Source organism: Bacillus sp. FSL R5-0576 (assembly GCF_038004765.1).
GTDB classification, from domain to species: Bacteria; Bacillota; Bacilli; order Bacillales; family Bacillaceae; genus Bacillus; species Bacillus subtilis.
This window is the reverse complement of sequence record NZ_JBBORU010000001.1, coordinates 3,368,807-3,380,535: the sequence shown is the minus strand read 5'-3', so window position 1 is coordinate 3,380,535 and position 11,729 is coordinate 3,368,807. Positions and strand designations below refer to the sequence as shown.

General features: G+C 42.4%; 9 protein-coding genes. All 9 read left to right on the top strand.

Features of this window, described 5'->3' with window-relative positions; translation table 11 throughout:
• Window positions 1–51: 51 nt before the first annotated feature.
• The 9 genes from NX903_RS17370 to tuaG all read left to right on the top strand — a co-directional run bounded on the left by NX903_RS17370 (window position 52) and on the right by tuaG (window position 11,719).
• Complete coding sequence (locus NX903_RS17370; RefSeq protein ID WP_122894792.1) at window positions 52–1,539, top strand: N-acetylmuramoyl-L-alanine amidase; 1,488 nt, start codon at window positions 52–54, stop codon at window positions 1,537–1,539.
• A 219-nt stretch (window positions 1,540–1,758) separates the two neighbouring features.
• The gene (gene tarQ, locus NX903_RS17365; protein WP_144486776.1) at window positions 1,759–3,663 is read left to right on the top strand and encodes a (poly)ribitol-phosphate teichoic acid beta-D-glucosyltransferase TarQ; all 1,905 of its coding nucleotides are present in this window, start codon (window positions 1,759–1,761) and stop codon (window positions 3,661–3,663) included.
• A 234-nt stretch (window positions 3,664–3,897) separates the two neighbouring features.
• Window positions 3,898–4,557, top strand: coding sequence for a sugar transferase (locus NX903_RS17360; protein WP_003242561.1), 660 nt, complete (start codon window positions 3,898–3,900; stop codon window positions 4,555–4,557).
• 55 nt (window positions 4,558–4,612) lie between these two features.
• Window positions 4,613–6,064, top strand: coding sequence for a teichuronic acid biosynthesis protein TuaB (gene tuaB / locus NX903_RS17355; protein ID WP_029725996.1), 1,452 nt, complete (start codon window positions 4,613–4,615; stop codon window positions 6,062–6,064).
• The gene (tuaC, locus tag NX903_RS17350) at window positions 6,061–7,230 is read left to right on the top strand and encodes a teichuronic acid biosynthesis protein TuaC (protein ID WP_077671013.1); all 1,170 of its coding nucleotides are present in this window, start codon (window positions 6,061–6,063) and stop codon (window positions 7,228–7,230) included. Before tuaB ends, tuaC begins: the two co-directional genes overlap by 4 nt.
• 61 nt (window positions 7,231–7,291) lie before the next feature.
• Entirely contained in the window at window positions 7,292–8,677 is a 1,386-nt protein-coding gene (tuaD, locus tag NX903_RS17345; RefSeq protein WP_033880429.1) for a UDP-glucose 6-dehydrogenase TuaD, read from the top strand.
• Between the two features lie 84 nt (window positions 8,678–8,761).
• Window positions 8,762–10,228, top strand: coding sequence for a teichuronic acid biosynthesis protein TuaE (tuaE, locus tag NX903_RS17340; protein WP_086344386.1), 1,467 nt, complete (start codon window positions 8,762–8,764; stop codon window positions 10,226–10,228).
• 28 nt (window positions 10,229–10,256) lie between these two features.
• Entirely contained in the window at window positions 10,257–10,937 is a 681-nt protein-coding gene (tuaF, locus tag NX903_RS17335) for a teichuronic acid biosynthesis protein TuaF (RefSeq protein WP_015714805.1), read from the top strand.
• 23 nt (window positions 10,938–10,960) lie between these two features.
• Window positions 10,961–11,719 carry a teichuronic acid biosynthesis protein TuaG gene (gene tuaG / locus NX903_RS17330; protein WP_003242619.1) on the top strand — a complete coding sequence of 253 codons (759 nt, stop codon included), beginning with the start codon at window positions 10,961–10,963 and terminating at the stop codon, window positions 11,717–11,719.
• Window positions 11,720–11,729 lie beyond the last annotated feature (10 nt).

The window sequence follows — 11,729 nt, the reverse complement described above, 5'->3', positions numbered from 1 at the left end:
TTGTTCGTTATTTGATTTATGAATCATTATGAATCTTTGGAGGGACTATCTTTGCGGATCTTTCTTAAAAGCATACCTATGCTGATACTAGGAGTCGTGTTATTTGTACCAAATGCGTTTGCGGCAAACTCTGTTACAAGGCTGGATGGAGCAAGCAGATATGAGGTTGCAGTAAATGTATCAAAACAAGGCTGGAGCAGTGCGGGCACGGTTGTTGTGGCAAACGGAACAGCGTATGCCGATGTATTAACTGCTGCTCCTTTGGCTTATAAATACAATGCCCCGATTTTATTGACGGAATCATCTAAACTGACTGCACCGACGAAAGACAGAATCAGCCAGCTTAAACCGAGCAAGGTCATCGTCATTGGCGGAACGATCAGTGTTTCTAACAACGTTGTAAGCGACATTAAAAAATTGGGTATTTCCAATGTGGAACGGATCGGCGGAAGAAGCCGCTATGAAGTTGCTCAAAATATTTCTAAAAAATTGTCTTCAAATTCAAAAGCAGTAATCGCAAATGGAACGGCATATGCTGACAGTCTGGCAATCGGTTCTTATGCTGCCCGTAACGGTATTCCAATTCTTCTGACGACTGCAAGCTCTATTCCCGAACCAACGAAAAATGCGATGAACAGCAAAGGAACAACATCGACTATTGTGGTCGGGGGAGAAATCAGTGTCTCAAAAAGCGTTTACAGCCAGTTGCCATCACCAACAAGAATCGGCGGGAACAGCCGTTTTGAAGTGGCTGCCAACATAGCGAAAAAGTATTATTCTTCATCAAAAGCTGCATTTGTCAGCAATGGCTATCAATATGCAGATGCTTTAGCGGGTTCTGTGCTGGCGGCGAAGCAAAATCGCCCAATGCTATTTACTGACGCCGGTTCATTGCCGACTGCGACAAGAACAGTCATCGGATCAAATAGCAAGAATACCTTCACAGTTCTTGGGGGAACTATTTCAGTGACAACAAATGTCGTGAACCAACTTAAAAATGTAATTGTAGGCAAAAAGGTATTTGTGGATGCAGGACACGGTGGTTATGACAGCGGCGCGGTCGGTAATGGTTTAAAAGAGAAAGATGTTAACCTTGCCGTTGCTAAGCTTGTAAACAGCAAACTTTCCAATGGTGGAGCCATTCCGATTATGGCCAGATCTACAGATGTTTTCTTAGAGCTTTCAGAGCGGGTTGCAAAAGCAAAAAGCAATAATGCAAACCTGTTTGTGAGTATTCACGCCAATTCAGCGAGCCCAGCAGCAACCGGTACTGAAACCTACTATTATACAAAATATGAGTCAGAAAACAGCAAACGGCTTGCGACAGAAATACAAAACAGACTCTATAAAGCACTCAATACTCAAAACCGCGGCGTGAAAATCGGGAATTTCCATGTCATCAGAGAATCAACGATGCCGAGCAGTTTAGCGGAGCTGGCGTTCATTTCAAATGCGAACGACGCAAGTAAGTTAAAGAGTGCTTTGTATCAAGAAAAAGCAGCTCAAGCAATATATGAAGGAATCATTGGATATTATTAGGGGATTAAATTAGTAGACATCAATAGCGGCTTGCCGGCAGAACCCATCAGGAATTGCCGGCAAGCTTTTTTATACGATAAAATGAGAAAAATTTTAAACCACATATGCTATGTAAAAGTTTAACAAAATTTAAGGTTAGGCCTATTCTTATTGACAGATGTTTTTGATATAATTATCAGGCAAAAATATAACCGATCCATTAGGGTAGTGAGGTAATCGATGAAAATAAGCATTGTTATCCCTGTATATAATTCAGAAGATCTTATTTCCGAATGTCTTGATAGCTTAGTTAACCAAACGATGCCAAAAGAGGATTATGAGATTATATGTGTCGATGATAAATCTACGGATTCATCTTTAGACATTTTGAATCGATATAAAAAGAAATATGACAATATTGTTGTTGTTGAAAGAATCGTAAATTCAGGCGGTCCAGGTGCGCCGCGGAATGATGCAATAAAAATTGCCAAAGGTGAATACATCCTGTTTGTTGATTCCGATGACTATCTAGGCAATGAAGCATTGTTAAGATGGTACAATTTCTCAAAAGAGAATGATTCAGATATTACTTTAGGTAAGTTAAAAGGGATAAACGGCCGAGGTGTTCCCAAATCAATGTTTAAGGAAACAAACCCAGATGTTGATTTGGTTGATTCCAAAATTGTTTTCACATTGGGACCCCAAAAACTGTTTAAAGCCTCACTTTTAAAAGAAAATCAAATCATCTTCCCTACTCACATAAAAGCAGCGGAAGATCAAGTCTTCACAATGAACGCTTATTTAAAAGCAAAGAAGATTTCTGTTTCAGCTGACTATGATTATTACTATCTGGTCAAAAGAGACGGTGAACATATGAGTGTTGCTTATGTTCCCCCAGAGAACTTTTATGGAGCAATGGAAGATATTATCTCTGCTATCAAGGCTAGTGATCTGGAAGAAGCAAGAAAAACGAAACTGATGGCAGTATTTTTAAACAGGCATTTCGATTTTTCGCGGACAAAAAATGTCACAATAAAAATGAAGACAGATGAAGAAAGAGCTGAATGGTTTAAATATTTGTCCTCATTTATTCATGCAGTACCTGAAGAGGCTGACCAATTTGTGCTTCCGCATATCAAATTGCGGCTGCTGTTTATTCGGAATAATGATTTGCAGGGGTTAACCCAGTATGAGCGTGAAGAACAAGACATTAAAAAGTTCTGTGTTGTAAATAATGGGGATTTAATTGCACGTTATCCGAGCTTAGAACGCTATCCAATTTCTGAAGAGTTATTAAAAGTAAATTATAAAAATAAGCTTGAACATTATCTGCAGAATATTGAATTTAGCGATCACAGCCTCAGCATTCAAGGAACCATTAAACACAAATTGTTGGATGATGAAACGAATCAAAATCAATCTCTGACAGGAATATTTGTTCATCGCGATACAAAGGCGGAAAAATATATCGCGCCGGCTAAGTATGAAAATTCAACATTTACATTTGAGTGCAAGTTTGATGAACTGGCATCTGCAGAAGAAGATTTAGGCGTTTGGGATTTCTTTATTGAATCATCAATAGATGGTTATAAATTAAGGGCGAGAATCGGAAACAAGCGTGCTGCGTATAAGTATTCAACAAACACGATGTATTTAGGGCATAATGCGTTGTTTGTCTTCAGTGCAAGACCATATTTCACAATGAACTACGATAATCTTTCGATTGATATAAAGAAACATGCCTATACAGAAGCAGAACTTTCATATGAAACTGAATCAAAAGATTTATCATTTATTTTTAAAGATAAGCAAATCTGTTTGCCAAATCATTCAAAAATGATTGTGAATACCGGACAGTCTGAAATCTCATTACCGGTAAAACGTATAGAGTTAGAGCCTAATTGCACAAAATTGACGGTAAACGTGCAGAGTTTGCTTGAACAGCTTGCTCATGTAAAGAAAGAGCGATTAATTGAATTTGCGATAAACACTTCTCAAAATAAAATCAGTGCAAAAGTGGATAACCAAGCAATTGTCTTGGACACAAGGAATGTGGAACGAAAATCCATGTTATTCTTTAGTAAAATGGTTGAGGTTCAATACAAGCTGTTAACCTCTAAATCAAAGTTTTATTTTCAATATTAAATGCTTCACAACGAAAAGAGACAAATCAGTAAAATGATTTGTCTCTTTTTTTAAACAATATGCTTAATTTTTAAAAAAAGTGTCTAAAACAATAAAAAGTTTACGGATAAATGTCAGAAAAAATAACAAATTCACACTTCTTAACATACCATTTACATCCAATTAACATCCGTCTGCTAAACTGACTGGCATAGGTCATCATAACATCCCAAACAAATCGTGAGGTGTGTGTCAGTGAGTGCAGAGAAAAGCATGAATGTGAGTCGTGAATTCTCAGTTCAGCAAATACATTCTTTTACATTATCTGAAAAGACGGCTCGTTATTTGGCAATAAAGCGCGTAATGGATATTTGGTTTGCGCTCATTGGGTTGGCGATTGCGCTGCCAATGATTGCGGTATTTTCAATATTGATTTGTTTGGAGACGCCGGGGCCTGCCATTTATACGCAGGAACGCGTAGGGAAAGGCGGGAAACCATTTAAGCTTTATAAGCTTCGTTCCATGAAAATAGATGCCGAGAAGTCTGGGGCGGTTTGGGCACAGAAGCAAGATCCGCGGGTGACAAGGATCGGAGCTTTTATCAGAAGAACGAGAATTGACGAGCTTCCTCAGCTGTTTAATGTGCTGAAAGGCGATATGAGTATGATTGGCCCTCGTCCGGAACGGCCCGTATTTACGGAAAAATTCCAGAATGAGATTCCAGGCTTTACACAGCGTCTGGCTGTTAAACCGGGATTGAGCGGCTGGGCTCAAGTGAACGGCGGTTACGATATGACGCCGAAGGAAAAGCTGATATTTGATTTATATTACATTCGCAATCTGACTTTCACTTTAGAATTAAAAATTATGTTAAAAACTTGTAAAGTAGTTTGGACGGGTGATGGTGCAAGATAAAACGGAATGCCATTATTCACCATCAATCTGAGCTTAAAAAGAAGTAGGGAATATGATGCCAAGTATTACAAAACAAATCATGAGCGGTGCAAAGTGGACAAGTATTTCAACCATGTGTATTACAATCATACAAATTGTTCAGTTTGCCCTGCTTGGAAATATGATGACCTTAACAGAATTTGGGCTTGTCGGCATGATCACAACGGTTACAGTTTTCGCCCAGATTGTGCTCGATATGGGTTTTGGCGCAGCATTAATTCAGAGAGACGACGCGACGGAGCGCCAGCTGTCAACATTGTATTGGCTTAACATTATGACGGGCGTTTTGCTGTTTGTTCTTTTATATGTGAGCAGTCCTGTCATTGCGGGATTTTATCAAAGAGAAGAGCTGGTGTTTCTGGTTCGGATTCTGGCGATTATGTTTTTGATCGCGCCAATTGGACAGCAATATCAGTATATGCTGCAAAAGCAGCTGCATTTTAATACGTTAAGCAAAATAGAGATTTTTTCAAATGTATTGTCATTCGGATATTTAGCGATAGCGGTTTTTATGATGGATGCGATTTTGGCGTACGTGATTTCTCAAGTCCTGCTGCAGTCCAGTAAAGGGATTTTATATTGGGCTGTATACCGAAAAAAGTGGCATCCTGCTTTTGTTTTTGATTTGAGAGGCATGAAGGATTTCTTTTCTTTTGGAGCCTTTCAGCTTTCATCCCGTCTTGTGAACAGGCTGGGAGCAAATATCGACATGATTTTGATCGGCCGGTTTATTGGTGCTGAAGCATTGGGGATTTATAACCTCGCTTATCAGATTGTCACCATTCCGGTTTTGAAGATCAATCCGATTGTCACACGGGTGGCATTCCCTGTTTTCGCAAAAAACAAATATGAAAACAGCGTGATCAGAGAAGGCTTTCTGAATATGACAAAAATGCTGGCGCTTGTTTCGTTTCCGCTGTTAATCGGGCTCGTGTCTGTGTCAGACGCTTTTATCACAGCGGTTTTCGGAGAAAAGTGGCTTGCTGCTGTTCCGATCCTAAATGTTCTGGCGATTGTCGGAATACTAAGAGTGCTCATGAATCCAAATGGATCTGTGTTGCTGGCTAAAGGAAGAGCTGACTTAGCGTTTTATTGGGATTCCGGCGTGCTGCTGCTGTACGGATTATCACTGTTTGCAGCTGTACAGACGGGAAGCCTGCTGACAGTCGCATGGGTGTATGCCATTATCAGCGTTGTTAATTTTCTGATCGGGCGCTGGCTTTTGGCATATGTCATCAAGCTTAACCTTTCAGCTTATTTCCAGTCGATTATGAAGCCATTTCTGATTACTGCGGCGATGGGCATCATCGCGTTTGGTGTAAGCCTCAGTACCGAACACTTCAGTATGCAGGCAGAAATGCGGCTGGCCATTTCAGTTGCGGCCGGGGCGCTGTGCTATCTCTTTCTTTTGGTAAAAGCGTACCCTCAAACGAAAAGCAAACTACTAAGAAAAGGACGTTTGTCATGAAGATTTTGTGGATCACAAGCGTATATCCGAGCAGTATGAAACCCGGTGAGGGTGTGTTTCATGAGACACAAGTGCAAGAGCTGCAAAAACTCGGGCTTGATATCACTGTGATATGCCCACGGCCTTTTCATTCAGCGCCTGTCCGCATGCTGAAAAAGACATATCGAAAAAAGGATGCCAGACCGGAGTATGAGATTAGAAAGGGAATACCGGTTTACCGGCCTTTCTATCGGGCAGTTCCCGGCCAGCTGAAGTGGGCGCAGCCTCATCGGAGAATCGCATCAGCCGTTTTAAAAACCATGAAACAGCGCGGCCTATATCCGGATCTGATCCATGCTCATTTTGCCATGCCATCGGGCGGGGCTGCGGCAGTCGTGTCAGAGTCAGCGCAAATTCCTTATGTCCTGACCTTGCATGGCAGTGATGTGAATGTCTATCCGCATTACAGCAAAGGAGCGTTTAAAGCTTTTAAGCGTGCCGTAGGTTCTGCATCAGTTGTTTTAGCAGTCAGCCACAAGCTTCAGGAAGAAGCCAAAAAGCTTTCGGGCTTTGACAGCTCGGTTTTGCCAATCGGCATACAGCTCAGCCGTTTTCAGGAGAATGAGGAGACGAAAGAGGAAATCAGAAAAAGACTCGGACTCCCGCTCGATCAGCGTCTGGCTGTCTATGTCGGCCGGCTGGTCAGAGAGAAAGGCATTTTTGAACTGTCTGAAGCGATCGAATCGCTGCAGGACTCTCCTAAGGCAGTCTTTGTCGGGGATGGTCCCGCAAAATCGACGCTGACGCAGAAGGGGCATATCGTCACAGGCCAAGTCCCGAATCATCAGGTAAGAGACTATTTACTTGCGGCAGATCTATTCGTGCTTCCTTCTTACAGTGAGGGGATGCCGACTGTTGTGATTGAGGCGCTGGCGCTAAGGGTTCCTGTTATTTGTACGGATGTTGGCGGAGTGTCGTCTTTGTTCGGAAAGCACCAACATCTGCTGATTAAACCGAAATCCGCTCAAGCCTTGGCGGAAGCGATCACTCGGTACGAACATGAGCAAATATGGAAGCCGGAAGTAGCAGATGACTTATATGAAACCGTGCAGGCTCAATTTGACGCAGGAAAAAACGCCAAGGCCTTGCATCATCAGTATCAGACGGTCACGAAAACGTCCGTTTAATCGTAAGAAACTGCGACCAATATAAATAGGAAGATCATTTTACAGGAGAGGGATGAGCGCTGTGAAAAAAATAGCTGTCATTGGAACAGGTTATGTAGGACTCGTATCAGGCACTTGCTTTGCGGAGATCGGCAATAAAGTTGTTTGCTGTGATATCGATGAATCAAAAATCAGAAGTCTGAAAAATGGGGTAATCCCAATCTATGAACCAGGGCTTGCAGACTTAGTTGAAAAAAATGTGCTGGATCAGCGCCTGACCTTTACGAACGATATCCCGTCCGCCATTCGGGCCTCAGATATTATTTATATTGCAGTCGGAACGCCTATGTCCAAAACAGGTGAAGCTGATTTAACGTACGTCAAAGCGGCGGCGAAAACAATCGGTGAGCATCTTAACGGCTACAAAGTGATCGTAAATAAAAGCACAGTCCCGGTTGGAACAGGGAAACTGGTGCAATCTATCGTTCAAAAAGCCTCAAAGGGGAGATACTCATTTGATGTTGTATCTAACCCTGAATTCCTTCGGGAAGGGTCAGCGATTCATGACACGATGAATATGGAGCGTGCCGTGATTGGTTCAACAAGTCATAAAGCCGCTGCCATCATTGAGGAACTTCATCAGCCATTCCATGCTCCTGTCATTAAAACAAACCTAGAAAGTGCAGAAATGATTAAGTACGCCGCGAATGCATTTCTGGCGACAAAGATTTCCTTTATCAACGATATTGCAAACATTTGTGAGCGAGTCGGCGCAGACGTTTCAAAAGTTGCTGATGGTGTTGGTCTTGACAGCCGTATCGGCAGAAAGTTCCTTAAAGCGGGTATTGGATTCGGCGGTTCATGTTTTCCAAAGGATACAACCGCGTTGCTTCAAATCGCAAAATCGGCAGGCTATCCATTCAAGCTCATCGAAGCTGTCATTGAAACAAACGAAAAGCAGCGTGTTCATATTGTAGATAAACTTTTGACTGTTATGGGAAGCGTCAAAGGGAGAACCATTTCAGTCCTGGGATTAGCCTTCAAACCGAATACGAACGATGTGAGATCCGCTCCAGCGCTTGATATTATCCCAATGCTGCAGCAGCTGGGCGCCCATGTAAAAGCATACGATCCGATTGCTATTCCTGAAGCTTCAGCGATCCTTGGCGAACAGGTCGAGTATTACACAGATGTGTATGCTGCGATTGAAGACACTGAGGCATGCCTGATTTTAACGGATTGGCCGGAAGTGAAAGAAATGGAGCTTGTAAAAGTAAAAAACCTCTTAAAACAGCCAGTCATCATCGACGGCAGAAATTTATTTTCACTTGAAGAGATGCAGGCAGCCGGATACATTTATCACTCTATCGGCCGTCCCGCTGTTCGGGGAACGGAACCCTCTGACAAGTATTTTCCGGGCTTGCCGCTTGAAGAATTGGCTAAAGACTTGGGAAGCGTCAATTTATAAAAAGAAAAAGTGTTACTTGGTTGAAGCTGCCGGCTGCTAGGCTCGGCCGCCGGCTCCTGAAACATCAGGAAAGGGGTTAAACATGTGAGTATCAAACGATCAGCGGTCCATACGCTAGCGTTACTGGCCGCTGCTATATTTGGAGTCGTCCTATTGCTGGGAGCCATCCATAAAGATATAGGTTTCATGCAGATGGCTGCTGCGCTTGCGGTGTTGGCAATTGGCCTGTTTTTACTGACGCTTGCAACCGCATTTACAACAAAAGAACGGTTCTTTATGGCTGTAATCTATATTTTGATCGCCTGCACTTTTTTAAATAATGCATTTTTCGCCATTCATCTTGGATTTTTCAGTTTGTTCCTTTACCGGCTTCTGCTCATTGCAGCGGGTTGCCTTCATATTTTCGGCATGGTTCGGAATCGAACCCATATTGAAAGATGGCATGGGCTGCAAGTAAAAGGGATATTGCTCTTTTTCGCCTTTTGGTTTATATATGGCCTTGTTTCTTTGCTGTGGGCCAAGTCGGTAACAGCCGGCCTCAAATATTTAGCCTTATTGGCAATGGGAATTTTCTTCATTTATCTTATTGTCATGTACGTGCAAAAAATGGAGCGGCTGATGATTGTTTATGCCATTTGGCTGGTGATGACGGTATTTCTGATGATCATTGGTTTTTACAATCATATCACCCACCATCATCTTGCGAGTTCCACATTGTACAGCGGACCGGAGTATAAGCAGCATTATCCGACATCGGTCTTTTTTAATCAAAATGACTTTGCGACCTTTTTATCCATCAGCTTCTTTTTTTACATCACGATGATGAAAAACATTAAGAATGGATACATCAGGGCAATTGGCCTTGTGCTCTCGCTCTGTGCGTTGTATTTAATTTTTGCCACTGGTTCAAGAGCCAGCCTTCTGGGTATTTTTGCAGGTATTGCTGTCTACATCTTCATTGTATTGCCGCCTGTTTTAAAGAAAATGGCTATATGGCTGTCGGCGGCGGGAATTGCTCTTTTCGCAGTTCTTTTCGCCAGCAAAATCTATTCAAAGTTTTGGGAGCTGTTTCTGGCCCCGCAGACGCTGCATTCATTTCATGACAGGCTTCCATCAAATGTGGCTCGGGCAAATCTGCTGAAAAACGCTTGGCATTTTTTCCTTGATTCATACGGATTCGGAGTCGGAGCAGGAAATGTATCCTATTATCTTGAGCATTATGCTGTATATGATACTGACAATGTGGCAGAGGTGCATAACTGGCTTGTTGAAATTCTGGCTAATTTTGGCTTGTTCATCATGCTGGGATACCTGTCCATTTATGCCTACCTCATATGGGTGCTTTACAAGTTTTATGAAAGAAAATTAGAAAATCAGTCAAAACTGATCACAGAAGGACTTATTACCGCTATGGTCAGTTTCCTGGTATCAAGTATCAGCCCAAGCTCTGTTTCAAATTTATTTTTCCATTGGGTGTTTATGGCGCTCGTCATCGCAGCCGTGAATGTGTTAAGGCGATCCAGACAAATGCCTGAGCCGATGTACAGATAAACAGACTACAAAAAGCAGGGAGACTTATATGAACGATATATTGATAAGAATAGCCCGTCGCATAAAAAAAAATATCATTTGGATCATAGCGGTGCCAATTATATTAGGTGCGGCGGGGTATATCCTGCCGTCACAGATCGCTGATCAAAAGAGCTATACAGCTGAAGATACTTTGGCTGTGGGGAGCTATGATCATCCGGTTTATAACAGCACAGAAGAGATTCCGCTTCTATTAAAGAGCGACTCTTTTTTGAAGGAGGCGCTTCCTGATGAAAAGGATGAAGATGTAGCAGAGATCAAAGAGAAGCTTACCATCAAAACGGAATCCAAATCGTTACTGACTTTAAGCTATAGCGACGAGGATAAGGATAAAACGGAATCTGTCTTAAAAGCCATTTCCTCCACCTTCCTCAAAAACGATCAAAAGCTGTATGCAGAAAGAGAAGCCGTCATCCGCAGCAGCATAGACGCGCTTGAAGGCGAGTCGGTGAGCGAGGATTCCAAAGTGGATAAAGAGAGATTTTTGTATGAGCTCAAAAACACACAGCTTAACCTGAAAGCGGCAAGTGTTACTGATTCCGAAACCGTAAGTGAGACAGCAGGCGGCGGAATGTCTCCGAAAAAGAAAGCAGTTCTCGGCGTTATGATTGGCCTTACGATTGCCTTTATGTTCGTTGTCATTCCTGAATTTTTCAGGGAATCCTTTTAAAATCATACGATGGAGATGTGATCATGACCAATTGGAAACCTCTCGTATCTGTCATTACACCTTCCTATAATGCGCGTGACTATATTGAAGACACGGTTCATTCGGTATTAGATCAGAGCCATCCTCATTGGGAAATGATTATCGTGGATGATTGCTCAACGGATGGGACCCGCGACATTTTACAGCAGTATGAAAAAATAGACGAAAGAATTCATGTGGTGTATCTGGAAGAGAACTCCGGAGCTGCGGTTGCTCGCAACAAAGCGTTGGAACGCGCTCAAGGGCGCTACGTAGCATTTTTGGACAGTGATGACAAATGGAAAAAAGACAAACTGGAAAAGCAGCTTGAGTTTATGATGGAGCGCTCCTGTGCGTTTTCTTTCACGGGCTACAGCTTAATGGCGCAGGACGGGACCCCACTCGATAAATTTATTCATGCGCCGGAAAGCCTGACGTACGATGACGCCCTGAAAAATACAATTATCGGCTGCTTGACGGTGATGATTGACAGGGAGCAAACGGGACAGATCCAAATGCCGAATATCAGAACGAGACAGGACTTAGCCACATGGCTGTCTCTTTTAAAAAAAGGATTTACTGCCTATGGAATGAATGAATGCCTGGCTGAATATCGGCTTGTCAATAACTCAATTTCCAGCAACAAATGGAAGGCTGCGAAAAAAACGTGGTTTGTCTACAGGGAGATCGAACGGCTTCATTTTATGAAAGCAACATGGTGTTTTGTTCAATATGCAAAAAACGCGGTGAAAAAAAGATTATAGCCGCAAACAG

Bases quoted from the DNA above. Each gene is read 5' to 3' on its own strand.
- tarQ (WP_144486776.1), top strand. From the start codon at position 1,759: ATGAAAATAAGCATTGTTATCCCTGTATATAATTCAGAAGATCTTATT.
- tuaB (WP_029725996.1), top strand. From the start codon at position 4,613: ATGCCAAGTATTACAAAACAAATCATGAGCGGTGCAAAGTGGACAAGT.
- tuaC (WP_077671013.1), top strand. From the start codon at position 6,061: ATGAAGATTTTGTGGATCACAAGCGTATATCCGAGCAGTATGAAACCC.
- tuaF (WP_015714805.1), top strand. From the start codon at position 10,257: ATGAACGATATATTGATAAGAATAGCCCGTCGCATAAAAAAAAATATC.
- tuaG (WP_003242619.1), top strand. From the start codon at position 10,961: ATGACCAATTGGAAACCTCTCGTATCTGTCATTACACCTTCCTATAAT.